This is a genomic window from uncultured Desulfovibrio sp., assembly GCF_910584445.1.
Classification (GTDB): Bacteria; Desulfobacterota; Desulfovibrionia; order Desulfovibrionales; family Desulfovibrionaceae; genus Desulfovibrio.
In genome coordinates, this window is sequence record NZ_CAJUBO010000005.1 from 87942 (window position 1) to 114601 (window position 26660).

Below are 26660 nucleotides of genomic sequence, written 5' to 3' on the forward strand. Positions count from 1 at the left end.
CTGATGACCACAGACGCGGAATCGGGAAAGGAGTCACGCAAGAATGGAACTGACCGGCCAGCAGCGCATCGCGGTCCTCCTGCTCGCCATGGGCGACAAGTTCACCGCCGATGTCTTCAAGCGCATGGAGCGCCAGGAGATCGCCGACGTCTCCAAGGCCATCGTGGAACTGGGACCCATCCCGCGTGAAACCGTGGAGGAAGTGCTCAGGAATTTCCACGAATCCCTGGTGGACGGCGTGGACATGATCTCCGGCGGCACGGACACGGCCAAGCGTCTCCTTGTCCGCAACCTGGACCCCGAGACCGCCAAGTACGTCATGGACGCCCTGAGCCTCGATACCGGCCCGGCGCCCTTCCGCGACCTCGAACAGGTAAGCCCGCGCCTGCTCTCGCAGATCCTGCGCAACGAGCATCCGCAGACGCTGGCGCTCATCATGGGCCATCTCCATCCCGACCAGGCCGCCAATCTGCTGACGAGCCTGCCCGCCGGCGTGCGCGCCGAAGTGCTCACGCGCCTCGCCAAGCTCGAATCCGTGCCCGAGGAAATGCTCATGGAGGTGGACAAGGTGCTCACGAGCCAGCTCATCGCCATGGGCGGCAAGGAAGGCAAAAAGGTGGGCGGCGTGCAGTCGGTGGCCGAGATCCTCAACGCCGTGGACCGCGCCACCGAAGAGGAGGTCCTCTCCGAGATCGAGGAGGAATCCGCCCAGATGGCCGAAGATATCCGCAACCTCATGTTCGTCTTCGAGGACTGCAAGAATATCGACGACAAGGGCGTGCGCGAGCTGCTCAAGGAGATCTCCAACGAGGTGCTCACCCTCGCGTTGCGCGGCGCCAGCGAGGACCTGCGCGAAAAGTTCTTCAAGAACATGTCCGAACGCGCGGGCAACATGATCCGCGAGGAACTGGAATTCATGGGTCCCACCAAGATCTCCGACGTGGAAGGCGCGCAGCAGAGCATCGTCAAGGTGGTGCGGCGCCTGGAGGCGGAAAACAAGGTGGTGGTGAGCAGGGGCGGCGGCGACGTCTTCGTGTAGCGCCCCTCTGGCGGCATAACCTCCGGCAATGGGAACGGGCATGGCCTCCGAGCAGTTGCGGAAAAAATGGGGCACCATCTTCATGGGCGAGCGCGAAGCCACGGTGGAGCAGCTCGACGCCATGCAGGAACCCATGCGCCGCGAAAAGCTCCGGCAGGAGCAGGAAGCCGACTACATGGAGCGCGTGCGCGCCCGCGCCGCCGAACGCGCCAGGGAGATCCTCGGCGAGGCCTATGCCGAACGCCTGAAAGTGCTTGAGGAAGCCAGGGCCGAAGTGGCCGCCCGCCAGCGCGAGACCGCCGCCCACTGCGCCGCGCTCAAGGCCGAGGCCGAGGCCCTGCACAAGGAGGCCGCCGCCGAGCTGGCGCGCGCCCAGGCCGAGCGCGAGGCCGCCGTGCGCGTGCGCGAGGCCGCCCACGGCGAAGGCTTCCAGACAGGCATGGATCAGGCGGGGGAAGAACTGCGCGAGTTCCGGGCGGAACTGGGGCAGTCCCTGGGGGCGCTCCTGCGGGCCGTGGCCGCCCAGCGCACGGCCCTGGCCGCCACCTGGCGCGAGGAACTGGCGGAACTTGCCCAGGAGGCCGTGGCCGCGGGCACGGGCCATGTGCTCCGCGAAGACCATGCGGAACTGCTCAGGGCGCTTGTTTTTCGGGCCGTGGGCCTGCTGGAGGACCGAGCCACCATCACGGTGCGCGTCAATCCCGCGGACGAGGCGGCGGTGAGCGACATGTTCGCGGCCGCGCGCGAGCACGCCCCGGAACTTGTCCAGTGGATCGTCCACGGCGACGAGCGCATGGAACCGGGCGGCCTGGTGGCCGAGAGCGGCAGCGGCAGCGTGGACTGCCGCCGCGAACATTTCCGGGAAATGGTGGATTCCATCCTCTGCCACCTTGCCCTGCCCGAACGCGAGGAAGAGTCCGAAGCGGATGCCGCCGTGGACACGCTGGTGGAGCGGGAAACCACGCGCCTGGCCGAGATCGCGCCACCGCCGGGACCTGCGCCGCAGGAGGCGGTCCCCGCTCCCGCCGAAACCGTTCCCGGAGCGGAAGCGCCTCCCGAAGCCGCCGCCCCGGCGCCCCCCGCGCAAGCTGCCGCCTCGCCCGCCGCGCCGGCAGCGGACAACGCCCCGGAAGCCACAGCCCCGGAAGCCGCCGCGCCGGAGACGCCCGCGGAGGACCCCGCGCTGGCGGATGCGGAACCTGACCTTTCCCGCCTGCCCCCGGACGACATCGACATGGGCGCTCCCGCGGAGGAAGCGGCTCCCCAAGGCGCCGCCTCCGGGATGGAGACCCCTGCGGCGACCGGCGCGGCGCAGACGGCAGCGGCCGAAACAGCGGCCGCGCCTCCGGACGATGGCGCGGCCCCTCCCGCGGCCGGGGCACCCGCGGCCGCCACCGCGGACAGCGAAAATGACGGGCTTGCCTGGCTGCCGCCCCTTGGCGACGACGGCGCGGGTCCTCTCCCGCCCACCGCCCCCGACGGCCCGCATGCGTCCTTGGCGGCGCGGGCGACCGCCCAAAAGGCCGATCCCAGCATCGCGGAACTGGAAGAGGAACTTTTCCCGCTCGACGCCCCGGAAGCCGCCGGGCCGCAGCCCGCCGCCCCCGAAGACGCCCCGGGAACGGACGCGCGGGACGAGGTGCTCGCTCACGGGGGCTTTCTCCCCGGCGCCTGAGCCGGGGCGCGCCGTCCGCACGGCGGCGGGGCATCGCGGAAAAAACCATGCGCCCGGACGGCCGTACGCGCAGCCAACGGAATCCCGCCAGGACACTGTCGCCATGAAACTCGATCCCCGCGCCTGCCGCAGGCTCCTCCATGAGGCCAATCCCCTCCGCCTGTTCGGCAAGGTGAACAAGGTGGTGGGCCTGGTGGCCGAAGGCAGCGGCCTGCGCGCGCCCCTGGGCGCGGTCTGCCACATGCTGCCCGACGGCGAGGACGAGGGCGTGGCCGCCGAGGTGGTGGGCTTCCGCGACGGCAATCTTCTTTTCATGCCCTATGGCGACATGCGCGGCATCAGGCCCGGCAGCCTCATCCGCAATACGAGCATGCCGCCGGTCTTTCCCGTGGGTCCTGACCTGCTCGGCCGCGCCTTTGACGCCTTCGGCACGCCGCTTGACGCCGGGCCGCCCGTGAGCGCGGAGCTGTATTCCTCTCCCCTGCCCCCCGGCGACCAGGCCAAGGCGGACTACGAACGCCAGATGGAGCTTCAGGCCCCCCATGCGCCCCAATGGGCCGTCAAGGCCCGCTCCCTCTGGCAGCCGGAGCTGGCCCCGCTCTACACGGACCCGCCAAGCCCGCTCCAGCGCCCGCGCATCACGGACATGCTCGATGTGGGCGTGCGCTCCATCAACAGCCTCATCACCCTGGGCAAGGGGCAGCGCGTGGGCATCATGGCCGGCTCCGGCGTGGGCAAGTCCACGCTCATGGGCATGATGGCCCGCTACACCCGCGCGGACGTCAATGTCATCGCCCTCATCGGCGAACGCGGCCGCGAGGTGGTGGAGTTCATGGAGCGCGACCTGGGACCGGAGGGCATGGCGCGCTCGGTGCTCGTCATCGCCACGTCCGACCAGTCGCCGCTGGTACGCATGCGCGCCGCCTATGCGGCCACGGCGGTGGCGGAATACTTCCGCGACAAGGGCATGGACGTCCTGCTCATGATGGACTCGGTCACGCGCTTCGCCATGGCCGCGCGCGAAGTGGGCCTGGCCGTGGGCGAACCGCCCACCACCAAGGGCTACACGCCCTCGGTCTTCGCCCAGTTGCCCAAGCTGCTGGAGCGCGCCGGGCGCTCGGCCAGCGGCACCATCACCGGCATCTATACCGTCCTCGTGGATGGCGACGACTTCAACGAACCCATCGCCGACGCGGTGCGCTCCATCCTGGACGGACACATCGTGCTCACGCGCGACCTGGCCGACCAGGGGCACTTCCCGGCCATCGACGTCCTGCGCTCCATCAGCCGCCTGCGCTCGGACATCTGCCCGCGCGAGGACGTGCTGGCCGGCCGCGTGGTGACGCGCCGCATGAGCACCTTCCGCCGCGTGGAGGACATGGTCAATATCGGCGCCTACGCGCGGGGCAGCAACCCGGAGATCGACGAAGCCATCGCGGCCATGCCCGCCATCAACAGCTTTCTCCGCCAGGAAGTGAGCGACCCGCAATCGCTGGAACAGTCCATGGAGCAACTGCGCGCCCTGGCCGGCGCCCCGCAGCCCGGCGCTCCCGCGCCGCACGGCCACGCCGCCCCGCAGGTGGCGCCGCGCTGACGACGGCCCCGGCCGCCCCGCAAACACGGACGGCAGCGCCTGACGCCGCCCGCGGAAGACCGTTCTTCAGGAAGAGACCGCGCGAAAATTGCGGTTGAGCCACTCGGCGATGGCTCCCACGCCGTCCTCGTCCACCCGGAACCAGGTATTGGCGAAGGGCGTCACCACCTTGCGCCACGAAAGAAAGCGGCAGCCGTAGCTCATGACGCCCTCGGCATCGGGCTTGGGCATGGCGCGCACGATGGCGCCGCGCACGAAGATGGGGTTGGGTTCGCCGCTCCTGCCGAAATCGCCCTTGAGCAGGACGGGGTCGTTGAGGGAGGAATGCGAGAGCGGACTCGCGCCCAGCGCGTCCAGACGCATGCCCGAGGCCGAAAGCTCGCCAAGTTCGCATTCGTCATTTTCCAGCGGCGTCCAGGCGAGTTCCGGCAGCTCCTCGGGTCCGCCGTGCACCAGCCGCCCGTACCAGACGCCGAAACCTTCGGCGCTTTCCCTGTCCAGGTTGACGCGCTTGCTGAACCGGCGCTGGTTGTGGTCGATCTCTTCCGGCAGGGGAAAGACGAGATACATGGAATTGAGCGGCCCGTTGTAGATGCGGGCGAGCCGCGACAGAAAGTGGCAGGTCACGGGCTTGTCGCGCATGACCGTGAAATAGCCGCTGACTTCGGAACCCCAGATGAGCGGATGCGCCGCCAGTTGCTCCAGCTCGGCGCGGACCACGAAGTGGCCGTTCTTGATCATGATGCACGGCGCGGCGAAGCGGGAGACCTCGCACTTGTCCAGCAGGAAGACGAGGTTGATGAACGCGCGTTGCGAACACGCGAGAGCGAACCAGCTTTCCGGTTCTTCCAGAACATCCGGCTTCGTATCGGCCATGGAGCACCTCAACGGCAAATGGTCCGGCATCATATCCAAAGCCGCCGCGCATGGCAATCCGCGCCGGCCTTCCCCAGGCGCGGCTCAGGCCCGGGCGGCCAGGGCGGCCACCGCCTCCCGGTAGCCGATGGCGAGCAGCTTGTCCCCGGCCTGCAACGGCCTGTCCGGGTCGGGCACAAAGCGGTATTCCCGGTCGCCGGCTCCCTGCACCCCGGCCACCAGCACATGGTTCTCGCGGCGCAGCTCCAGCTCCCGCAGGCTCTTGCCCGCCAGGCGCTCCACCGTCATTTCCTGCAGGGCCACCCCCTTGCCGATGGGCAAAAGGTCCAGGAGGCCCGGATTGTCCAGGGCATGGGCCAGCTGGGTGGCGGCGTCGATCTCCGGCTGGATGACGCGTCTCACCCCCATGCGCCGCAGCACCTTGGCGTGCAGCGGCGTGGCCGCCTTGGCGATGATGTTGCGCACGCCCAGCTCCAGCAGGTTGAGCGCCACCAGGATGGATGCTTCCAGATCGTCGCCCGCCGAAATGACAACGGTCTCCAGCCCGGCGAAATGGAGCTGCGCCAGGGCGGTCTTGTCCGTGGCATCGGCCTCCCACGCCTGGGTCAGCACCTCCCGGGCAAGCTGCACCCTTGCCGGCGCCACGTCCACGCCCACGCACCTGCCGCCCAGGCCGGCAAGCACCGTGCCGAACTGGAGGCCGAACTTGCCGAGACCGATGATGCCCGTCTCGCCCGCATGTTTCATGTCATCCGCCTTTGGTCTTCCTCCGCCGCGGGCGTCTAGCCCACGGGCAGCGTTTCTTCAGGGTACCGGAACGCCTGGGGCGCCGCCAGCTGGCTGACCGCGCCGATGAGCCAGATGGGTCCCAGCTTGCCGATGAACATGGCGCAGCAGAGCACGAGCTTGCTGGACCCGCAGAGCCTGGGCGTCAGATTGAGGGAAAGCCCCACCGTGCAGAACGCGGAGACCACTTCGTACACGATGTCGAAAAGCGGCGCCGAGGCCGTGTGCGGCGTGGCGCCCCGCTCCAGCAGAAGGATGATGAAACTCGCGGCCAGAATGATGAAGGTGGCGCAGAAGAAGAGCAGGAACGCCCGGCTGATGGTGGCATCCGTCAGGCCGCGTCCCTGAAGCACCGCCTGCGGCCGCCCCGTGAGCCGCGCGCGCAACTGGGCCAGCACCACGCGGAAGGTGGTGGTCTTGATGCCGCCCGCGCACGAACCGGGCGAACCGCCGATGCCCATGAGCAGGACCGCGAACAGGAGGCTGGCCGTGCTGAACGACGCCTGGTTCACCGTGTCGAAGCCCGCCGTGCGGCAGGTCACGGCTTCAAAAAACGCCGAGAGCAGGCGCTCGTGGACGGGCATGCCCGCAAAGGCCGGATTGCGCCATTCCAGCGCGAAGATGCCCAGGCCGCCGGCAACGATGAGCCAGAAGGTCGTCCGCAGCACGAGCCGGCTGCACCAGGAAAGGCGGGGAGCCGCGTTTTCCGGCTGCGGCAGCCGGCGCGCCGGGCCGAAGTGACGGCCGAGAGCGTGCCGCAGGCGCCGCAAAAGATCGTCCAGCACAAAAAAGCCCAGCCCCCCCAGCACGATGAGCGCCATGATGATGCCGTTCAGCCCCGGAGCGCCCCGGAAGCGCTCCAGACTGTCGCCCCAGGGCGCGAAGCCCGCGTTGCAGAATGCCGAGACGGAAAGAAAGACCGCGTTGAACAGGCCGATCTCCTCCTCCCCCAGGGCAAGCAGGCAGAGGGCGCCCGCGGACTCGATGACGAAGACCAGGGCAACGACCCGGCGCACGAAGGCCGACAGGCTGAACCCGTGATCGTAGAACAGGCCCTGCTCCACGGCCACCCGGTCCGTGAGGGAGATCCTGCGGCCCATCAGATGGACGAAGAGCGTGGCATAGGTGAAGATGCCGATGCCGCCCAGCTGGACGAGGGCCAGAACGACGCACTGGCCCGGCCGGGTATAGACGGCGAAGATGTCGAACGGGGCAAGCCCCGTGACGCAGACCGCCGATGTGGCGAGAAAGAGCGCGTCCACCGGATGCACGGGCCGCGTGGCGAACACGTCCAGCCCCAGAAGGAAACCGCCCGCGCCGATGGCCGCCGCAAAGGCGAACACGGGCAGGAAGAAGGGCATGGCGAAACGTGGTGCGGGCATGACGGCATTCTTTCCGGAACCGGCGGGCCGGGTCGCCCGGGGGTGGGGGGGGGCGCGGCCCGGCAGTTTCACCATAGACGGGAGGCCCCCGGCCGTCAAGGCGCGCCTTCCCGCGCGGCCTGACGCGTCGGGACCGCGCGCCGTCATCCGGCCGGTCGGCACGCGGGTTTTCATTGCGTATTTGTGCGGCGGCTGCTACAGTGAAAGAGATAGTACAGGCAGTGGCAATGTACCGTCGGCATCCCCCGGCGGCCGGCCGGACTTCCGGCCCGGCGGCGCGGGGCGACCGGCGCGGGGCATCCCTTTTTTTCGGAATATCCCGGAACCGCGCCCGCGCGGCAGGGCCGTGCGCCCGCGGCATTCCGGCGCGCCGGATGCGCATCCCACGCATCGGCACCATCCCGCAGGAGCGAGGAGGTTCTATGGCAAGTCAGGCACTGATCAAGGATTTTGAAGACCTGCTCGGCAAGGAAAACGTCTTCACCTCCGAGGCCGACCGGCAGAGCTATTCGTTCGATTCGGCCGTCCTCCCCTCGGTGACGCCCGCCATGGTGCTGCGCCCCACCAGCGCGGAGCAGCTCGGCCAGTGCGTGAAAAAGCTCTATGAGGCAGGCGTGCCCATGACCGTGCGCGGCGCGGGCACCAACCTTTCCGGCGGCACCATCCCCGACAGCGTGGATTCCGCCGTCATCCTCACCACGGGACTCAACCGGATCATCGAAATCAATTCCAATGACCTCTACGCCGTGGTGGAGCCTGGCGTCATCACCGCCCAGTTCGCCGCCGAGGTGGCGAAAAAGGGACTCTTCTATCCGCCTGATCCGGGTTCCCAGACGGTTTCCACCCTGGGCGGCAACATCGCCGAGAACGCGGGCGGCCTGCGCGGCCTGAAATACGGCGTCACCAAGGACTATCTCATGGGCATCGAGTTCTTCGATTCCACGGGCGCCCTGGTGCGGTCCGGCTCGCGCACGGTGAAATGCGTGACCGGCTACAACCTGCCCGGACTCATGATCCAGTCCGAGGGCACGCTCGGCATCATCTCGCAGGCGGTGATGAAGCTCATTCCGCCGCCGCAGGCCTCCCAGGCGCTCATGGCCGTCTTCGCGGACATGCAGGACGCCGCCGAGGCCGTGGCCGGCATCATCGCGGCCCACATCCTGCCCTGCACCCTGGAATTTCTCGACAACAACACCATCGTGCGCGTGGACGACTTCACCCATGCCGGGCTTCCGCGCGAGGCCGGCGCCATCCTGCTCATCGAGGTGGACGGCCACCCCGCCCAGGTGGCCGACGACGCCGCCGCCGTGGAGAAGGTCCTCAAGGCCAACCATGCCACGGCCGTCCATGTGCCCAAGGACGCGGAAGAAAAGAACCGCCTCTGGGAGGCCCGCCGCCAGGCCCTGCCCGTGCTCGCGCGCTGCCGGCCCACCACGGTGCTCGAAGACGCCACGGTGCCGCGCTCGCAGATCCCGGCCATGATGAAGGCCGTCAACGAGATCGCGGCCAAGCACAAGGTGGAGGTCGGCACCTTCGGCCATGCGGGCGACGGCAACCTGCACCCCACCTTCCTCTGCGACAAGCGCGACAGGGAAGAGTTCGCGCGCGTGGAGGCCGCGGTGGACGAGATGTTCGACGTTGCCATCCGCCTTCAGGGCACGCTCTCGGGCGAGCACGGCATCGGCACGGCCAAGGCCAAGTGGCTGGAAAAGGAGACCGGGCGCGGCGCCATCGAGTTCTCGCGCAGGCTCCGGCGCGCCCTTGACCCCAAGGGTCTGCTCAATCCCACGAAAATGGTGGAGATCTAGCCCATGGAAAACAATCTGCAAAAGCTGGCCCAGCGCCTCATGGCGCTGGACGACAGGATCACGGCCTGCATGCGTTGCGGCATGTGCCAGGCGGTCTGTCCCATGTTCGGCGCTTCAGGACAGGAGGCCGACGTGGCGCGGGGCAAGCTCTTCCTCATCAACAATCTCGCCCACATGCTCCTGGAAGATCCCGAGGCCCTGGCCGACAAGCTGGGGCGCTGCCTGCTCTGCGGCTCCTGTCAGGCCGCGTGCCCGCCCGGCGTCCACATCATGGACATCTTCATGGAGGCCCGCGAGGTGGTCTATACCTACCTCGGACTCAACCCCATCAAGAAGCTCGTGTTCCGCACCCTGCTCGCCAAACCGGGGCTGTTCAACTTCGCCATGCGCGTGGGCGCGCCGGTGCAGAGCCTGCTCTTCCGCAAGACGGGCGACGCCCAGGGCACGGTCTGCGCGCCCATGTTCAACTTCATCCTTGGCGACCGCCACATCCGCCCGCTGGCGAAAAAGCCCCTGCACGCCATCTATGGCGCCCTGGACGAACCGCGCCCGGCCGGCGGCATCAAGGTGGCCTTCTTCCCCGGCTGCCTGGGCGACAAGATGTATGTGGAGATGAGCGAGGCCTGCCTCAAGGTGCTGCGGCACCACAAGGTCGCAGTCTACATGCCCGCGGAGTTCGCCTGCTGCGGCATCCCGGCCGTGTCGTCGGGCGATGCCGAAGGCATGCTCAGGGAGCTTAAGGTCAACCTGGCCGCGCTCGCCAGGGGCGACTTTGACTATCTGCTCACGCCCTGCGCCTCCTGCACCTCGACCATCAAGGAACTCTGGCCCCGCTACGCGGAGCGGCTGGGGGCCTCGGAGGCGACGCTCGCCACGGGCATTGCCGCCAAGACCATGGACATCAACGTCTTCATCGTGGATGTGCTCGGCGTCACGCCCGCCGAACCCAGGGCCGGCGCCACCACCGTCACCTACCACGATTCCTGCCACCTCAAGAAATCCCTGGGCGTGAGCAGGGAACCGCGCATGGTGGTCGCGGCCAACCCCGGCTATGCGCTGAAAGAGATGAACGAAGCCGACCGCTGCTGCGGCTGCGGCGGTTCCTTCAACCTCTTCCACTACGACTATTCGCGCAAGATCGGCCAGCGCAAGCGCGACAATGTGGTGGCTACCGGGGCCGCGGTGGTGAGCGCGGGCTGCCCGGCCTGCATGATGCAACTGGAGGACGTGCTTTCCCAGAACAGGGACCCCATCAGGGTCAAGCACACGGTGGAACTCTACGCCGAGAGCCTGGACTAGCCCCGGAACGCCCCACGCGCGACCGGACCCTGTGCAGACGCCGGGAGAACCGTCTTCCGGCATGAACCCAAAAGGAGAAACCTATGCCCCCTGTGAACCAGGAACTGGTCGAGGCCTTCAGCGCCAAGGCCGCTCTGGTCAACGCCGTGGTGCAGGAACTGCCCACCATGGAAGCGGCCCTGCAATATGTGGTGGACGTCTGCGAAAGCAAGGCCCCCGCCCAGCTGCTCGCCGATGAGCCTGGCACGGAGACAGGCCCCCTCGGTCCCAACAAATGCCCCACCCGCGTCCAGCGCGTGGTGGCGGCGCCGGCCCTGGGCGACGCGGATTTCGCCGCGCTGGACAAGGCCTGCCGCGAAAAGGGCTTCCTCTGCCTGCGCGAGGGCCTGCGCGGCTACCTCGCGGGCATCGACGTGGGCCTTTCCGAGGCCGTCCTCGGCGTGGCCGCCAGCGGCACCTGCATGCTGGACACGGACAACGAGGATGTGCGCCTTGCGGGCATGATCGCGGAGATCAACGTCGTCGTGCTCCGCAAGTCCGAGATCTATCCCGACCTGCCCTCCATCGCCGACCAGTTGCGCGCGCGCATGAACGCCCACAAGGACGGCGCGGGCACCTTCACCACCTTCGTCACCGGTCCCAGCCGCACCGCCGACATTGAGCGCGTGGCCGCGGTGGGCGTGCACGGCCCGCTGGAACTGCACATCATTCTCCTGGAGGACCAAGGCCATGCATAACGCGCCGTCCACTCTTTCCGACTATCGCAAGCAGATCGACGAGGCCCTGGGCGACGAGTTCCTGCGCCGCACCCTGGACACCTTTGCCGTGGCCTACAAGGCCAACCGCGAAGCCGTGTTCAAGGACGTGGACGAGCGCAAGCTCATCCAGGAGATCGCGGCCGCCAAGGACGACGCCTGCCAGCACATGGAGGAGCTGTACGAACAGTTCAAGGCCGAGGCCGAGAAGCGCGGCGTCCATGTGCACCGCGCCAAGGATGCGGACGAGGCCAACCGGATCATCGTCGGCATCGCCAAAAAGCGCAACGTCAGGCGCGTGGTCAAGTCCAAGTCCATGACCGCCGAGGAGATCCAGCTCAATCCCGCGCTGGAAAAGGCGGGCATGATCGTGGACGAGACCGACCTCGGCGAGTGGATCATCCAGCTGCGCCACGAAGGGCCCTCGCACATGGTCATGCCGGCCATCCACCTTTCCCGCTACCAGGTGGCGGACAACTTCGAGAAGGAGACCGGCGAAAAGCAGGAAGCCGAGGACGTGCAGAAGCTCGTCAAGGTGGCGCGCGTCCAGCTGCGGCGCAAGTTCATCGCGGCGGACATGGGCATTTCCGGCTGCAACTTCGCCATTGCCGAAAACGGCGCCATCTCCACCGTCACCAACGAGGGCAACGCCCGCATGGTGGAGACCCTGCCGCCCCTGCACGTTGCCATTGCCGGCCTGGACAAGCTGGTGCCCACTCTCGACGTGGCGCTCACGGCGCTTCAGGTGCTGCCGCGCAACGCCACGGCCCAGCGCCTCACGGCCTATGTGAGCCTCATCTGCGGCTGTGTGCCCTGCGCCGTCGGCCCGGACGGCCGCAAGGAACTCCATGTGGTCTTCCTGGACAACGGCCGCACCGAGATCGCCAAGGACCCGCTCTTCTCGCAGATCTTCCGCTGCGTGCGCTGCGGCGCCTGCGCCAACGTCTGCCCGGTCTTCCGCCTGGTGGGCGGCCACAAGATGGGCTACATCTACATCGGCGCCATCGGACTCATCCTGACCTACTTCTTCCACGGCAAGGACAAGGCCAAGGTGCTCTGCCAGAACTGCGTGGGCTGCGAATCCTGCGCCAATGTCTGCGCGGGCGGCATCGACCTGCCGCGCCTCATCCGTGAGATCCGCGCCCGCGTCACCGACGAGCAGGGCGGCGGCGCCCAGGCCGCGCTCCTGGCTTCGGTGATGAAGAACCGCAAGCTCTTCCAGACGCTGCTGCGCTTTGCCAGCAAGGCCCAGAAGCCCTTCACCGGCGGCACGCAGTTCCAGCGGCATCTGCCCAACATGTTCCTGGGCAAGCACGGCTTCAAGGCGCTGCCCGCCCTGGCGCCCAGGGCGTTCCGCGACAAGTGGGAATCCATCGCGCCCCGCGTGCAGAACCCGGTCATGAAGGTCGCCATCTTCGGCGGCTGCGCGCAGGACTTCATCTATCCCGAAGAGCTGGAGGCCGCGGTCAAGATCATGGCGGCCAAAAACGTGGCCGTGGACTTCCCCATGGAGCAGACCTGCTGCGGCCTGCCCGTGGAGATGATGGGCCAGCGCAAGACCTCCATCGAGATCGCCAAACAGAACATCGGGGCGTTCAACCCCAAGGACTACGACTATATCGTCACGCTCTGCGCGAGCTGCGCCTCGCACCTCAAGCATGTCTATCCCAAGCTGCTGGAGAACGATCCCGAACGCTTCGAGGCCCAGGCCTTCGCGGACAAGATCATCGACTTCAGCTCCTTCGTGCATGACAAGCTGGGCCTCAAGCCCGAGGACTTCACCAACAGCGGCGAGAAGGTCACCTATCACGCCTCCTGCCACCTCTGCCGCGGGCTCAAGGTCAAGGAAGCCCCGCGCGCGCTCATCGCCGACGCGGCGGAATATGTGCCCTGCGAGGAGGAAGAGGTCTGCTGCGGCTTCGGCGGCACCTATTCCATGAAGTTCCCGGAAATCTCCGGCCAGCTCATGGACAACAAGCTGAAGCACATCGACGAGACCGGCGCCAGCCGCGTGGTGGTGGACTGCCCCGGCTGCGTCATGCAGATCAAGGGCGGCGCGGAAAAGAAGGGCATGAAGGTCAAGGTGCAGCACATCTCCGAGCTGCTGGCCGAAAACCTCAAGAAAGACTAAACGGCCCCCACGGGGCCGTACAGGACACGGGGCGCGCCTTCCACCAGAGAGGGCGCGCCCCGTTGCGTTCTGGCGTTATCGTTTTTGCATGGCGCTGTCATATCTGTCATCCACTACGGCTGATGGATATTCCACGTTCCGTCTGGAGCGGAGCGACAGACGGATGCTGGTGCCGGAAGAATCCTAAAAAATAAGATCCTTCGGAGCCGGCAAGGAAGAGAAAAATTTTCGCAGGGAGTGTACTCAAGTACTCGACCAAGAAAATTTTTCTCTGACGCAGCCGGCGCCGAAGGAGGTGTTTTTGACGGAGAATTTCGGCAGTACCCAATAGCTACAAACGCGACATCGACCAAAAAGCATCCTGCTGCCTTTTGCATCGATGCCGCGCCCCTCAGCGGCCGGCCGTCACCCCCAGGGCGCGGAGCAGGGGCAGGCGCGTCCGCACAAAATCCGTTGCCTGGCGTGTCAGCTCGGCCACATTGTCTTCCGGCGTCTCAAGGGCCGCGCCATCCCGCAGCAGTTTCTGCCCCTGCGCGGCAAGCTGCTCCCAGGCAAAGGCCGCCAGCGCCTCCGGCGATTCCCCGCCGCTCTCCAGCCCCAGCAAAAAGAGCTGCTCGATGCGGCCCACGGGCACGCCCCCGCCTGTGGCCGGCCCGGCGAGCCAGGCGATGTCGCCGCCGGAGCGCGCGCGGTCCTCAAGGGCGGCGTTGAGCCGCGCGCAGGAGGCCCGCGCCGCTTCCTCCCCGGCGCCGTCCCCGCGCGCCACGGGCAGGCACGCGCCCTTGCCGCAGAGGATGAGCGCCGCCTCCACGACCTTTGCCAGGTCCATGCCGCCGGTCCCGCGCGCCAGTTCGTCCAAACTGTGCGGCGCATGGTCGGCGAGGATGTCCAGCAGGGGCGCATAGACTTCCTCCGCCAGCCGGGCCTCGCCCCGCGCGCCCCTGGCCGTGAGGGTCACGCTTTCGCGCGGGCAGGCGAGCATGAGGCGCTCGCGCGCCAGCGCCTCGCGGACCTCGTGCGCGGGCAGCGCGCGCCGTCCCTTGATCCAGTACTCCTTGCGGAACTGGGTATTGCACATGAAATCGCGCACGGTCTCGCGCAGGATGGGATCGTGGATCTCCGCAAGGAGCGCGCGCTGCTCGTCGCTCAGGTTGAGCACATCCACGAGGTCGGGAAAATGGGCGGAACAGGCAAAGTCCAGTTTGGCGGGCGAAAGCCATTCGGCCATGCGCGCAAAGGTCATGGGTTCCCAGTTGCGGTTGAAGTATTCGTGCGCGAGGTAGTGGCGGTTCTGGCCGCGCATGGACTCAAGGCGCGTGGCGATCTGGGGATTGGCGGCGGCAAAGGCGGGTTTGGTCGCCAGAAGGCGGCCGGCGAACCCGAGCGTCATGTCCACCCGTTCCAGCACGCCGCCCATGCCCATGCCGTCCGCGTAGCGCAGGAGCAGCTCGCGCATGGGCAGCATGGCGGCCCAGCCGGGCATGGTATTGTAGCTGATGTACAGGATGCCGCCCACCCGGAGCTTGCGGCGGAGAAAGTCCACGATGGCGGCCTTGTTGTCGTCGCTGATCCAGCTCCAGATGCCGTGCAGGCCCACGAAGTCGAAATCTGGCAGGTCCTCGCGGGCGCAGAATTCCGCGAAGGACTGGTCGAAAAGCAGGGCGCCGTTGTCCGAGGTCCGGGCCAGCGAGCGGGCAAAGGCCGCCTGGGCGGGGTTGAAGTCCGTCCCGAACCAGAAGGTGTCCGACGCCGCCGCGTGGATATTCACCGAAAGGCCCTGCCCAAAGCCCAGTTCGCACGCGGTGGCGACCTCAGGCACGGCGATGCCCGCGTGCAGCAGGGGCAGACGCGCCCGGGCCGGGTTCAGCTCGGCATAGTAGCCGTAGGTATAGTCGGTATCCGTCACATAGCCTTCATTCCAGTCATCCATGGCGCAACTCCTGCGAAAGCGTGAAAAGATGCCCGCGCCTGCGGAAGGCGACAGGCGCGGGCCAGACGGCCAAATGGCCGGGGCGGGGGGTAGTTTCCGCCCAAAGTGGCGGACGCGGGCCACACAGCCCTGGGGAAGACGTCCGCGCGGCGTTCCGGGCCGCAGTGGCACGGAAGCATCCTGAGAGTCTGGACCTGTTGATGTGGCTGCTTGCCTGGGAGATGCAGCTTATGCAATGCCACAATCATCCGTCAAAAACAGCCTTGCGTTGCTGTCCATTTGCGTAAGCCGCGCTTCGCGCGGCAACGCAAACGCGCCTGCGGCGCGCCCTCCGGGTGGCTTTTGCGCTGGCCTGACGCGTTGCGGACGATGCCCGTACCTCGCTTCGCTCGAACGGGCACGGCGCTTCGCTCCGCTTCGGGCGGACTTGAAGAGTATCCATCAACTGTTATGGCAGAATAAAAAACTCCGCGGCCTCACACGGCGTCCCCCTTGCCCTGGCTCCCGCGCCATTGGGCGAGCGTCTCGCCCAGGGCGGCGTGGAGCCGCGCGGCCGAGTCCGGCGTCATGATGAGCCGGTGATCCAGCCGCACCATGAGCACATCTTCCTCTCCGGCCCTTTCCCTGAAGCCGGTGCCGCAGGCGAGCACCACCTCGGCATGGGTGAAACGCGTCTGGAACACATTGGCGTAGCCGGTCCGCAGCTGGCTGGCATCCACGACCACACGCACGTTTTCCGGGTTCTGTTCCTGTGACATGTCAGCGCCTCTTTTCCTGCGCGCCGTTGCGGCCCGCGCGTTCACGGGCCGGGGCCTTTGCGGGTTCCGGCTTTTCCGCGGGGCGCAGCTCGCGTTTGGCGGTCCCCTGCGCCGTGGGCCGCGTGACGTTCACCACCGGCAGGTCCGCGAATTTCGGGGTGCGCGTGTTCATGGCGGCGATGATGGCCGCCGTGATGTCCGCTTCCGGCTCGGCGTCGAGCACGCTGTTCCGGGCGATGACCAGGCCGGCCTTGTTGGCCGCGCGCCATTTTTTCACCTCTTCCAGCATCAGGGCGGCCACCACGCCGGTCACCGCCTGCTGTTCAATGCCCATCTGGCGGGAGAGCGCCCGGGCGCCCTCGGCGAGCACGCGGGCGCGTTCGGCCTCGGGCTGTTTTTCCCAGGCTTTGGAAAGGTCGGCATAGCCCTTTTCCAGCGCGGCGCGGGCCTGCGCCAGATGCGCGCGCCCGGCTTCGGCGGCGTTGGAGGCGGTGAGCACCCTGTCCACGTCCACCACATAGACGGCGGGCGCGGCGGCGCTGTTCTGCGGGTCCCCGAAGCAGGCGGTGAGGAGCAGGACCAGGGGCACAAGGGCCAGGGCAAGTTTGCATCCGTTGTTCATGCGGGATTCCGGGAGCGGAAGCGGAACTTCCGTTTGCGGTGAAAGAGCGGGAAATCCCGCGCCCCGGAGGACGCGGGATCCCCTCAGACTGATGACAAATACCGCAAAGCGGTGTTTGCGCCGTCAAAGGCCGCCGCGGCGGCCTGACGGAAAGACGCGAAAATCAGTCGCTCACGGCGCGGCCAAGCCGCGACCTGCTCCTGATTTTCGGGGCTGCCGACATTGTCGGCAGCCTCAGGGAAATCCCGCGCCCCGGAGGACGCGGGATTCCCTGACAAACCGGGCCGGAGTACGCAGCTTCCGGCCCGTGCGCGGCGGCTCCGGGAGAGTGGGGCCGCCGCGCGGATCTCACGCCCTAGAACTCGTAGCGGAACGTGCCCAGCACGCCATACCCGGAGGTCTGGGCGCCGAACTGCACATTGCCGTTGAGTCCGAAGGCGAGGTTCTCGTTGCCGACCTCGAAGCCGAGGCCGCCCTGGTAGGTGATGTAGTCCATGATCTGGGTCTCAAGCTCGGCCCTGGTGTCCGTGCCGGTGAAGCGCACGTTCTCCTTGGCCTTGATGTCGCCCGCCGCCGGGATGACGGAGAGGTCCACCATGGGCTTGAAGTGCCAGCCGTTGCCGGTGTCGATGCTCTTGGAGAAGCTCACGCCCACGGGGAAGGTCCAGATGTTCTGGTTGAGTCCGTCGCCCTTGAGCACGGTGCCCTCGCTCTTCACCTTGTAGTCTTCGGTGCTGAGGTACATGTAGCGGACGCCCACATGCGGGATGATGTCCAGCACGTCGGTCTCCAGCTTGTACTCGCCCCGCAGGCCGGTGGAGAAGGCGTAGGAGCGCACGTCGGCCTTGAGGTCGCGCATGTCCATGGCGGCCGGCAGATCCTGCTCCAGCTTGTTGTAGGCGCTGGTGAAGTTCACGTCCGCCGCGAGGCCGAAGTTGTTCTTCGTCCAGCCGGCGTACGCGCCGATACCCCAGAAGTTCATGCTGTTGGTGGTGTCGGCGAAGTCGCCGCCGCCGGTGGCGTAGCCGCCGCCGATGTTGAAGGTGATGCCCGCGCGGATGGCGTTTGCGAACGTGTAGTCCGCGCCGATAGCCACGCCGCCCAGGCCGCCGTTGAAGTCGGCGTCAAAGTTGCCGGCCTCCATGCCGAAGCCGTTGACGGACTGGTAGAGCGGCATGATCCAGAGCGCGAAGTGGTCGCCCGCTTCCTGCGTCTGGATGCCGGTGGGCTGCGCCAGGCTGGTGCGCTGGGTCACGGCCTCGCCGGCGGCCTGGTTGGCCGCGCGGGTCATCTGCGGCACCGCGCCCACGGTGATCATGCGCGCCGCGCCCTCGATGGTCTGGGCCGCCAGGTCGGGATTGGCCGCCGCGTCAAGATAGTCCGGCGAAATGGCGCGCGAAAGGAAGCGCACGCCCTTTTCGGGGGAGTTCACGAACCGCTCGCCCGTGCCGATCTGGTTGGCAACGGCCGCCGCGTTGATGGCGCCGACCAGCTCCTTGTCCAGCCTGGGCATGACATTGGCCGCCGAGTTGAGGCGCGCGTTGATGACGCCATCGTCATTCCGGAGCGCCACCAGCGGATTGTCGCCCGCAAGGTTGGCGCCGGTCCAGGCGGTTGGATCCAGAGTCACAGTGCCGGTCGTGTCAAACACCGCATAGGAGGCGCCGACCTGTGCATCCGGGATGAAGAGCTTGGCGTTCTCGCCCACTTCGGCGTTACTGGCGCCAATGTTCACGGCGCCGCCCGCCCCGTCGGTGAGCTTGGCAGCGGCCGCGCTCACGATGGTCAGGGTATCGTCGCCGATCACGGCGGTCCCCGCCTTGGCGGCCGCGCCCACAGTGAGGTCATTGCCGTTCATGTCCAGCGGCGAGTCGCCGGCCACGGCAAAGACGGAGCTGACGCCCGTGGTATCCATGCCGTTGGCCGCGGCCACGGCCATCTGCTGCGCCGCATAGCCGGCATCGGCGGTGCCGTAGGAGAACTGGCCGTTATCGCCCACCGTGATATTGCCATTGGCCCTGGTATCGGCCGGGTCGCCGCCATCGGTGAAGCTGTTCACCGCCGCCATGGCCGGGGCGCCCTCGCTGCCGGCAATGGCGAGCGTCTGGCCGTTGAGGGCCAGCTCATTGATGCCCACGCGGGTGCTTTCAGTGTCCGCAGCATCGCCCACCGTAAGAGGGACGGTATTCACGGCGAGGGTGGCATACTTCTGATCGGCGCCGTTCTTGATGGTCGCGCCCTGGCCGTAGGTCACGAGGCTTCCCTTCTTGCCCTCGAACGTGCCGCCGTCAATGGTAGCCAGACCGCCGGTGACGGTGAGTTTGCCCGCCACGGTGGCGTCCACATTGGTCAGGCCCAGCGTGCCGCCGACAGTGCTGTCCGTGCTGCCGTCATCCTTGGCGCCGGTGAGGGAGAACGTGCCGTCGCTCACCGCCACATTGGCCGTGGCGTTCAGCTTGGTGGCCGTGACGCTGGCGGCTTGCGTTTCCGTACCGGTGGCCGTGAGGCCGGCCACATCGATGGTCCCGTCGGCCTGCACCACGGGCGCGTCGATGTTCTTGCCGGTGGCGGTGATATCGCCGCCGGCGGCGGGGTCGCCCGCGGCGCTGGCCTTCAGGCTGGTGGCCTGTGTATCCGCGGTTGTGGCTATGATGTCGCCGCCCTTGGCCTCCAGGGCGAGGCTCGCGCCAACGGCCGTGGTCACCGCGCCGCCCAGGGTAAGGTCGCCTCCGGTGGCGGTGACGGAGTTTGTGCCACTCTGCGCGGTGAGCGCGCCCACAGTGACGTTACCCTTGCTACCGTCATCCTTTGCGCTGGCCGATACGGTTCCGCCGTTCATGGTGGTGGCGCCCAGGGTCACATCGCCGCCCGTGGCGGCAATCGAACTCGTTGTACCGCCAATCTGGGTTGCGCCCCCGCTCAGGTCGATATCGCCCGTGCGCTCGATCTGGGCGTTATACAGGTCATTGGCGCCGGCAGAAGTGAAGTCGCCGGTGCCGGTGACACTGCTCTCATCCAGCTCCAGATTGCCCGCGCCGATCGTGACGTCACCAGTCGCAGCAATGGTGCTGCCGTTCTTGGCGGTCAGCCCCTTGGTGTTGATTGCGCCGCTGGTCACGGTGCCGTTGGAGACATTCAGCGCTTCAATGGACTTGGTCGCACCGATGGACTCCGTCACCAGCGTGGTGCCCTTGACGGTGACCGTGCCCTTGTCATCGGTCGTTCCGTCAATGGCGCCCAGCGTGAAGGTGCCGCCCTCGCCATTGCCAAGCACATTGAGGGTGGCATCGGCATTCCCGAAGGTGACAGTGCCCAGGGTGCCGCTGTTGGCCGTGTCGCCGGAACCGAGGGTCAGGATGCCCGCATTGTCGCCGAAGTTCACCTTTCCCAAAGCGTCGGTCTTGTCGCTCACAAGGTTGTTGCCTTCTTCCGAACCGAGGAGCTGGACCTTGCTGGCAGCATCATATGTCAGGGTGCTGTTCGCGACGGAGTCAGCCAGCTTGACGCCCTTGACCGCGCTCGTGACATCGGCGGCCTTTGTGACATTGGTGGCAATGGCGTCGGCCAGGGCGTTATTGGTCAGGCCGGCAACAAGGTTGCCCGCGTCAATGGTGCCGTCCGGAGCCACATCAACGTTCTCAATCTCCGCTGTACCCACATTGACCATGCCGCCCGCATCGTTCGTCAGAGCGGTCACGAGGGCGCCGGCATTGGCGGCATCAACCTTTTGGAGTCCCTCAATATTGATGACGGAACCGGCTTCAGCGTTCAGTGCCGCCTTGACAGTAGTGGACGCCGTATCGCCGTCCGCAGCGGTGATTCCCAGAGAGTCGACTGTGGCATTGACCACGCCGCCGGTGGCTACCGTCACGTCCGCGCCGGTGGTCGTCTCCAGCGTGCCCCCGGTGACATCCAGCGTACCCTTGATGTCAGCCGCGGCATTGGCGCCGTCAATCTTCAGCGTGCCCCCGTCAACGGTGGCGGTGCCGCCCTGGGCGACAGTCACGGCGCCCTTGATCACGGTCACATCCTGGGCAAAGGTGGCGTTGCCGCCGTCCGCCACGGCAACGCTTCCGTCGTTGGTGCCACCCACAGTGACCTTGGTGTCGATATTCGCCGTGCCGTCCACGCCGAGAGAACCATCGTCAACTATCAGGCTGCCAGTGCCGTTCACGGAAAGCGTGGCATTTTCGCCCGTGAGCGTCAGGTCCGTCGCCAGGGTGACGTCATTGTCTGCCGTTGCGGGGTCAAGCACCACCTCTCCGGCCCAGATGGCGGGCGCATTGGGCACGGCAACGCGAGCCATCCGGGAGGAAAAGGTGGTGATCGCGACCGTGTCACCCTTAAGATTGAGCGTCCCGACCTTCAGGACGCCGCCAGCGGCGTCGAAGGAGAACCGCTCCTCCAGCTGCTTCGTGGTGAGCGTCGCCTCATCAACAGAGACCATGCCCTTGCTGATTTTCACGATGGAAGTACCGCTGACGACATTGCTGAGATTGGCCTCGCTGAACTTAATGTGGCCGCCGTTCGCCACGGCAAAGGTGCCGGTGGAGGCGCCACTCACCGTGCCGCTGCTCAGGTCCGCATGGCCGCCGTTTGCAGCAGAAAGTGTGCCGAAATTGACTACTTCACCGGCATTGGCGAAGGTCGCGCTTTCGCCGTTGATCTTGAGCGTAACATCTTTGCCGATATGCAATTTGCCCTGGCTGCCCACGCTGAGCGTGCCGCCGTCATTGATGGAAAACGCGGCGGCATGCGTGGCGGTGTCGTCATACGAAACAGCGCCTGTTGCCTTATCATAGCTCAGACCGCCCGCAATCAGACGCAAATCGCCATTGGCGGCCAGCGTGGCGCCATTGGCGACGGAGACATTGCCAAAGGGAGCGTCAATGGTGCCGTGTTTGCCTGCGGCCACCTCAACAGTGGTGCCCTGGCCGCTGATGGTGGTGACCATCTGGTCAGCCTTGGCCGCCGTGGCAAGAATGACCGCCTGATGCTTCTCCGCGCCGTTCAGGAGCACCGTGGCGCCATCGCTGATAGTGAACGCGTACGGACCCGCCCCGTTGCCGGCGCCGGGCAGGCCCGCGCCAATGGACCCGGTGTTGATGGTGACCTGGGTGCCCGCGCCCGTGATGGTGGTGGGCACTGCCGTGGCATCGTCGGCATCCGCCTCGGCGCTGTAGCCGAACAGGCTCGTGGTATAGTAATCATTGCCGTTAAGGGTGATCTTGGCGCCATCCCGCACGGTAAGATAGATGCCGCCGGGCGTTGTGTCCGCCCCGAAGGTGAACTGCCCCTTCTCCAGTACCAGCGCCTCACTGGCAAAAACATCCTGTGTCGAGACGACATCGGCCTGGCTCGTCCAGACATTGACGGGGGGCTGCGCCGCCAGCGCGCCCGAGGCCGCGCCGAGCACAAGGCCCGCGGCCAGCACGGTGCCGCCGAGCCAGTTGAGGGTGCGGCACTTGAACAGAACCGCCCGGTAGCGTTTGAGCAGCATGCTCAAGGCGCTGTTGGTGAGTTGCATACCTTCCTCCCTTGCGTAATCGCAAAAGGTTTTGGCCCGGCGCATGGCCGGGTCAGACTGATGACAAACCCCGCTTCGCGGTGTTTGCGCCATCTCAGCCGCTGAAGCGGCTTGACGGAACGGTCAGGCGGGGACCGGACCCCGCCCCGCGCCCGGACACAGCAACCGCGCATGCAGTTCCCGCATATCCGTGATGCCCAGGCAGCGCTGGAGCGTGGGCAGGGCCATGCCGGACCGCAGTTGCCAGTCCGCGAACACATAGCGCAGGTCGCGGATGCTCAGGTCCTCAAGCCCCAGCACCGCGCGCGCCTCCTTCCAGAACAGGAAGACATCCGAAACGTGTCTCGTCTTGTCCCTGCCCGGAAATATCCACGGAGAATCCGCCTGCCGGGGAATGCGCCGGAAGATCGCCGCGGCCTCGGGCGAGAGCCATACGCGGCGCAGGGCGGACGTTCCCGTTCTGGACGCAAGCAGCAGGTTTTCCTCCAGAAAAAGATTTTCCCAGCGGGCGGTGAGGATCTCGTTCTTGCGCGCGCCCGTGAGCAGCAGCAGGGCAAGGGCGCGGGCCTCGCGCCGGCCGCTCCTGTCCAGAAAGTCCAGGAGGCGGGAGAGACGCTCCCTGTCCAGCGAGGGCCAGCGCGTCTTCGCCACTCGCGGGCAACGTATGCGCCGGGTGGGAGCCGCCGCCAGGGCGCCCGTTTCCACGGCCAGGTCAAAAATGCCCTTGAGCACATGGAAGCGCCGGTTCCGCGTGGCCGGGGCGCAGTTTTGCCGTTCAAAGCCCGCGAGCCAGCGCCGCACGTCCGCCTCGGCTATGGCGTCGAGGCGTTCCTGGCCGAACACCGGCAGGATGTGGTTCTTGGCGGTGTTTTCCTCCAGCCTCCAGCTTGCCTTGCGCGCCCGGATGCGCGGCAGCCATGTGCCACGGACGAAGTCCGCCAGCGAGGGCGCATCGCGCCCTGTCCGGCGCGCGTCCGCGCGGTGGCTGTCGTCGTTGTGCAAAGGTTCCATGGGCATCCCTCCGGCATTGGGGGCGCGCGCCCCGGGCCGGCCGCATCGGGCGGCATACGGCGGCCAGGCGCGGGAAAAGCCCCGTCCGACAGGGTCCTCCCGTGCGGGAGAGGAACTGTCAGAAGCACTGTCGATGCGGGAGGCGGAAAAGGAAGGAAAAACCTTGGCCTGCAAGCAAGCAGCCCCGGGGTGCGGTAAAAATTTTTTTATTTTACCGTGCCCCGGGGCTTGCCAAATGCGCCGCCGTTGTAGTAGAGGATTCCAAACGGCAGCGACAGTGCTTCTGTCAACGACAGGCGCGCCTCCCGCATCGACAGTGCTTCTGTTGATGCGGTTTGTTTTTTTCTCTCAACACGTTATACTGTCATTCCTTCCCTTTTTCTCTTGTCTCTCACGCCCCTTCCTGCGGGACAGCGTTCCCCGAGGCGCCCAGCAGCGCACCCACGGCATTGCCCGCGCGCACCAGCGTTCCCTGGCCCAGATGCGCGTAGCGCATGGTGGTGCGGGGGTCCGCATGGCCGAGCAGGCGCTGCACCTCATAGAGCGAGTGCCCGGCATTGACGAGCAGGCTTGCGAACGTGTGGCGCAGGTCATGCACGCGCACCGGCCCGAGGCGCAGGCGCAGGCGCAGGGCGTTCCAGAAGCGGTAGATATCCGCCAGCGGCCTGTCCGGCCGCTGCCCGGGAAAGAGCCAGGGCGATCCTTCCCTGCGCGGAATGGCCGCCAGCACCGCCAGGGCCGGGTCGGAAAGCGCGATCTGCCGCGCCGCGCCGGACTTGGAGAGCGGCACGAGCAGCACGCGCGTTTCGGGGCACACGTTTTCCCAGCGCGCCCTGAGGATCTCGTTCTTGCGGCCCCCGGTGAGCAGGAGCAGGCGCAGGGCCAGGGCCTCCTGCGCGGAACTCGTCTCCAGCGCGCGGAGCACGCGGCGGGCATCCACCGCGTCCAGGCAGCGGGCGGGGGGCAGCGGCTGCCTGAGGCAGCGCACCCCCTGGCACGGCGACTGCGAAAGCCAGCCCCAGGCCACGGCCTGGGCGCACACGCTCTTGAACACCGCCAGGATGCGGTTGCAGGTGGAGGGCTTCAGCCCGGCCGCGCGCAGGCCGTCCAGCCAGCTCTCCACCGCGGGCCGGGTGATGCGCGGCAGCCTGCTCCTGCCGAATGTGGGCGACAGGTATTGCCGGGCGATGCGCTCGTCCACCCGCCAGCTTCGTTTGCGGCACCGCGCCTGCGGCAGGTAGATGCTGGCGAGAAAATGGTCGAGGCTCCGCTGCCTTGCTCCCGGAAGCCCGCGCTGCGCTGCTGTTTTCGTCATTGCCGTCATGGCGCACCCTCCTTCATGTGCGGGAGCGCGCGGCAAAGCCCCATGCTCCCGCCGGAAGGCCGGCGGCGCCGCGCATCGCTCCCCTCTGCTCATCGGAACCGGCGCCCTGATGGCGTACGGGGGAACCGGGAAAAATTTCCCTTCCCTCTTGCGCTTTGAATGGGCTTTACGCTATTCACAAAGGACTGGAATTTTTTTTGACATCGGCCCGCGAACCGACGCGGCGCCCCGCGTTCGCGCCAGGCAGATGCCGCGCGATGCGCGGCCACCGCCGGACTCTCCAGCTGGTTCTTCGGGCCGTGTGCCGTAAACCGGGTCCCGAGGGAGGTATTCATGTCGATCGGATTTCTGGCACTCTTGGCGATCATCCCCATTGTGGTCGCTCTGGTCCTCATGGTGGGCATGCGCTGGCCCGCCACACGGGCCATGCCCTTTGCCTGGCTCGCCTGCGTCGTCTGCGCCATCTTTGGCTGGGACATCTCCATCCTGCGGCTGGCGGCGCTCTCCATCCAGGGCGTGATCATCGCCATCGGCGTGCTGATCATCGTCTTTGGCGCCATCCTCATCCTCTACACGCTTGAGAAAAGCGGCGGCATGGAGACCATCCAGTACGGCATGCAGAACGTGAGCCGCGACCGCCGCGTGCAGGCCATCATCATCGGCTTCCTCTTCGCGGCCTTCATCGAGGGCGCGGCCGGCTTCGGCACGCCCGCGGCCCTTGCGGCGCCGCTCCTGCTGGGCCTCGGCTTCCCGGCCATGGCCGCCGCCGTCGTCTGCCTGGTCTTCAACAGCGTGCCCGTCTCCTTCGGCGCGGTGGGCACCCCCATCCTCGTGGGCTTCGGCCTGCTCAAGGACAAGATCGCCGCCATCGTCAGCGCCGACCCCTCGGTGCCCTTCACCGGCTTTGACGGCTTCGCCAAGCTCGTGGGCGAATGGGCCACCTTCATGCACGGGCCGATGGCCGTCATCCTCACCATCTTCATGCTCGGCTTCATGACCCGCTTCTGGGGTCCCGAACGCTCCTGGGCCGCCGGCTTCCGCGCCTGGAAATTCTGCGTCTTCGCGGCCATCTGCTTCCTGGTGCCCTATGTGGCCTGCGCCTGGGCGCTCGGACCCGAGTTCCCGGCCATGCTCGGCGGCCTGCTCGGTCTGGGCGTGGTGGTCTGGGGCGCCAAGCAGGGCTTCTGCGTGCCCAAGGAAGCCTGGGGCTTCGGCGACCCCGCCAAGTGGGACGCCTCGTGGTCCGGCACGGCCAGCCAGAACACCAGCACCGAATTCAAGGCCCACATGAGCCAGTTCCAGGCGTGGCTGCCCTATGTCATCATCTGCATCCTGCTCGTCATCTCCCGCATCCCCGAACTGGGCATCAAGGGCTGGATGACCGCGCAGAAGATCACCTTCAGCAACATCCTCGGCTTTGCCGACATCAGCGAGAGCATCACCTACCTCTACCTGCCCGGCACCTTCTTCATCTTCGTGGCCCTGCTCACCATCTGGCTGCACAAGATGCCCGCGCCCGCCGTCAAGGCCGCGTGGTCCGAAAGCTTCCGCAAGATGAAGTCCCCCACCATCGCCCTCTGCTTCGCCGTGGCCCTGGTGGCTATCTTCCGCGGCTCGGCGGTGAACCCGCTGGGCGCCCCCTCCATGCCGCTGGCCCTGGCCCAGACCGTGGGCGCCGCGGCCGGCGATATCTGGCCCCTGCTGGCGGCCTTCGTGGGCGGCCTCGGCGCCTTCATCACCGGCTCGGCCACCATCTCGGACCTCATGTTCGGCGAATTCCAGTGGGACATGGCTACCATGCTCACCCTGCCGCGCTCCATCATCGAAGCCGCGCAGACCGTGGGCGGCGCCATGGGCAACATGATCTGCATCCACAATATCGTGGCCGCCTGCGCTGTGGTGGGCCTCTCGGGCCGCGAGGGCGAGGTCATGCGCAAGACCTTCTGGCCCTTCCTGCTCTACGGTATCGTGGTCGGCATCATCTGCTGGGTGCTTGTGGCGGCCAATCCCGGCGCGTTCTAGGCGTCGGAAGCCCTGAACCCTGAAACGAAAGGTTATGTTATCAATACGGTTGATGGATATTCCAGGTTCCGTCTGGAGCGGAGCGACAGACGGATGCTGGTGCCGGAAGAATCCTAAAAAA

The 26660-nt window shown here is 66.9% G+C and carries 17 protein-coding genes; 8 read left to right on the top strand and 9 right to left on the bottom strand.

Features of this window, described 5'->3' with window-relative positions; translation table 11 throughout:
* The first annotated feature begins 43 nt into the window (after positions 1-43).
* The 3 genes from fliG (at position 44) to QZ294_RS03865 (ending at position 4308) form a co-directional block, all read left to right on the top strand.
* Positions 44-1039, top strand: a complete 996-nt coding sequence (gene fliG / locus QZ294_RS03855) for a flagellar motor switch protein FliG (protein WP_297047037.1) — start codon at positions 44-46, stop codon at positions 1037-1039.
* Positions 1040-1079: 40 nt separating this feature from the next.
* Positions 1080-2714 carry a FliH/SctL family protein gene (locus tag QZ294_RS03860; protein WP_297047039.1) on the top strand — a complete coding sequence of 545 codons (1635 nt, stop codon included), beginning with the start codon at positions 1080-1082 and terminating at the stop codon, positions 2712-2714.
* Positions 2715-2817: 103 nt separating this feature from the next.
* On the top strand, positions 2818-4308 hold the full coding sequence (locus QZ294_RS03865) for a FliI/YscN family ATPase (RefSeq protein WP_297047041.1): 1491 nt from the start codon (positions 2818-2820) through the stop codon (positions 4306-4308).
* A gap of 66 nt (positions 4309-4374) precedes the next feature.
* Here QZ294_RS03865 and QZ294_RS03870 read toward each other — a convergent pair whose 3' ends face one another.
* The 3 genes from QZ294_RS03870 to QZ294_RS03880 all read right to left on the bottom strand — a co-directional run bounded on the left by QZ294_RS03870 (position 4375) and on the right by QZ294_RS03880 (position 7352).
* Complete coding sequence (locus QZ294_RS03870) at positions 4375-5184, bottom strand: hypothetical protein (protein WP_297047043.1); 810 nt, start codon at positions 5182-5184, stop codon at positions 4375-4377.
* 84 nt (positions 5185-5268) lie between these two features.
* Entirely contained in the window at positions 5269-5931 is a 663-nt protein-coding gene (locus QZ294_RS03875; RefSeq protein ID WP_297047045.1) for a TrkA family potassium uptake protein, read from the bottom strand.
* A 35-nt stretch (positions 5932-5966) separates the two neighbouring features.
* A complete protein-coding gene (locus tag QZ294_RS03880; RefSeq protein ID WP_297047047.1) occupies positions 5967-7352 on the bottom strand; it encodes a TrkH family potassium uptake protein in 1386 nt (461 codons plus the stop codon).
* 422 nt (positions 7353-7774) lie between these two features.
* Between QZ294_RS03880 and QZ294_RS03885 the strand changes: the two genes are divergently transcribed.
* The 4 genes from QZ294_RS03885 to ldhH all read left to right on the top strand — a co-directional run bounded on the left by QZ294_RS03885 (position 7775) and on the right by ldhH (position 13345).
* Positions 7775-9160 carry an FAD-linked oxidase C-terminal domain-containing protein gene (locus QZ294_RS03885; protein WP_297047048.1) on the top strand — a complete coding sequence of 462 codons (1386 nt, stop codon included), beginning with the start codon at positions 7775-7777 and terminating at the stop codon, positions 9158-9160.
* Between the two features lie 3 nt (positions 9161-9163).
* Positions 9164-10459 (top strand): (Fe-S)-binding protein, encoded by a 1296-nt coding sequence (locus QZ294_RS03890; RefSeq protein ID WP_297047050.1) that lies wholly within the window; start codon positions 9164-9166, stop codon positions 10457-10459.
* 83 nt (positions 10460-10542) lie between these two features.
* Entirely contained in the window at positions 10543-11196 is a 654-nt protein-coding gene (locus tag QZ294_RS03895; RefSeq protein WP_297047051.1) for a lactate utilization protein, read from the top strand.
* Positions 11189-13345 carry an L-lactate dehydrogenase (quinone) large subunit LdhH gene (ldhH, locus tag QZ294_RS03900; RefSeq protein WP_297047053.1) on the top strand — a complete coding sequence of 719 codons (2157 nt, stop codon included), beginning with the start codon at positions 11189-11191 and terminating at the stop codon, positions 13343-13345. The genes QZ294_RS03895 and ldhH overlap by 8 nt, the downstream gene beginning before the upstream one ends.
* Before the next feature lie 391 nt (positions 13346-13736).
* On the opposite strand, the gene QZ294_RS03905 is transcribed toward ldhH, so the two are convergent.
* The 6 genes from QZ294_RS03905 to QZ294_RS03930 form a co-directional block, all read right to left on the bottom strand.
* A complete protein-coding gene (locus QZ294_RS03905) occupies positions 13737-15275 on the bottom strand; it encodes a class I SAM-dependent methyltransferase (protein ID WP_297047055.1) in 1539 nt (512 codons plus the stop codon).
* Positions 15276-15751: 476 nt separating this feature from the next.
* Positions 15752-16033 (bottom strand): DUF3467 domain-containing protein, encoded by a 282-nt coding sequence (locus QZ294_RS03910; RefSeq protein ID WP_297047057.1) that lies wholly within the window; start codon positions 16031-16033, stop codon positions 15752-15754.
* Position 16034: 1 nt separating this feature from the next.
* Entirely contained in the window at positions 16035-16655 is a 621-nt protein-coding gene (locus QZ294_RS03915) for an OmpH family outer membrane protein (protein ID WP_297047058.1), read from the bottom strand.
* A 355-nt stretch (positions 16656-17010) separates the two neighbouring features.
* Entirely contained in the window at positions 17011-22182 is a 5172-nt protein-coding gene (locus QZ294_RS03920) for an autotransporter domain-containing protein (protein ID WP_297047060.1), read from the bottom strand.
* A gap of 123 nt (positions 22183-22305) precedes the next feature.
* Positions 22306-23193 carry a tyrosine-type recombinase/integrase gene (locus tag QZ294_RS03925; protein WP_297047061.1) on the bottom strand — a complete coding sequence of 296 codons (888 nt, stop codon included), beginning with the start codon at positions 23191-23193 and terminating at the stop codon, positions 22306-22308.
* A gap of 391 nt (positions 23194-23584) precedes the next feature.
* Positions 23585-24517: a site-specific integrase gene (locus QZ294_RS03930; RefSeq protein WP_297047063.1), complete on the bottom strand. Its 933-nt coding sequence runs from the start codon at positions 24515-24517 to the stop codon at positions 23585-23587.
* A 333-nt stretch (positions 24518-24850) separates the two neighbouring features.
* Between QZ294_RS03930 and QZ294_RS03935 the strand changes: the two genes are divergently transcribed.
* Positions 24851-26539, top strand: coding sequence for an L-lactate permease (locus tag QZ294_RS03935; RefSeq protein ID WP_297047065.1), 1689 nt, complete (start codon positions 24851-24853; stop codon positions 26537-26539).
* Positions 26540-26660 lie beyond the last annotated feature (121 nt).

Excerpts from the sequence above, each read along its gene's own strand:
- ldhH (WP_297047053.1), top strand. The coding sequence starts at position 11,189 with ATGCATAACGCGCCGTCCACTCTTTCCGACTATCGCAAGCAGATCGAC.
- QZ294_RS03890 (WP_297047050.1), top strand. The coding sequence starts at position 9,164 with ATGGAAAACAATCTGCAAAAGCTGGCCCAGCGCCTCATGGCGCTGGAC.
- QZ294_RS03925 (WP_297047061.1), bottom strand. The coding sequence starts at position 23,193 with ATGGAACCTTTGCACAACGACGACAGCCACCGCGCGGACGCGCGCCGG.
- fliG (WP_297047037.1), top strand. The coding sequence starts at position 44 with ATGGAACTGACCGGCCAGCAGCGCATCGCGGTCCTCCTGCTCGCCATG.
- QZ294_RS03865 (WP_297047041.1), top strand. The coding sequence starts at position 2,818 with ATGAAACTCGATCCCCGCGCCTGCCGCAGGCTCCTCCATGAGGCCAAT.
- QZ294_RS03935 (WP_297047065.1), top strand. The coding sequence starts at position 24,851 with ATGTCGATCGGATTTCTGGCACTCTTGGCGATCATCCCCATTGTGGTC.
- QZ294_RS03895 (WP_297047051.1), top strand. The coding sequence starts at position 10,543 with ATGCCCCCTGTGAACCAGGAACTGGTCGAGGCCTTCAGCGCCAAGGCC.
- QZ294_RS03920 (WP_297047060.1), bottom strand. The coding sequence starts at position 22,182 with ATGCAACTCACCAACAGCGCCTTGAGCATGCTGCTCAAACGCTACCGG.
- QZ294_RS03880 (WP_297047047.1), bottom strand. The coding sequence starts at position 7,352 with ATGCCCGCACCACGTTTCGCCATGCCCTTCTTCCTGCCCGTGTTCGCC.
- QZ294_RS03875 (WP_297047045.1), bottom strand. The coding sequence starts at position 5,931 with ATGAAACATGCGGGCGAGACGGGCATCATCGGTCTCGGCAAGTTCGGC.
- QZ294_RS03885 (WP_297047048.1), top strand. The coding sequence starts at position 7,775 with ATGGCAAGTCAGGCACTGATCAAGGATTTTGAAGACCTGCTCGGCAAG.
- QZ294_RS03930 (WP_297047063.1), bottom strand. The coding sequence starts at position 24,517 with ATGACGGCAATGACGAAAACAGCAGCGCAGCGCGGGCTTCCGGGAGCA.
- QZ294_RS03905 (WP_297047055.1), bottom strand. The coding sequence starts at position 15,275 with ATGGATGACTGGAATGAAGGCTATGTGACGGATACCGACTATACCTAC.
- QZ294_RS03915 (WP_297047058.1), bottom strand. The coding sequence starts at position 16,655 with ATGAACAACGGATGCAAACTTGCCCTGGCCCTTGTGCCCCTGGTCCTG.
- QZ294_RS03860 (WP_297047039.1), top strand. The coding sequence starts at position 1,080 with ATGGCCTCCGAGCAGTTGCGGAAAAAATGGGGCACCATCTTCATGGGC.
- QZ294_RS03910 (WP_297047057.1), bottom strand. The coding sequence starts at position 16,033 with ATGTCACAGGAACAGAACCCGGAAAACGTGCGTGTGGTCGTGGATGCC.
- QZ294_RS03870 (WP_297047043.1), bottom strand. The coding sequence starts at position 5,184 with ATGGCCGATACGAAGCCGGATGTTCTGGAAGAACCGGAAAGCTGGTTC.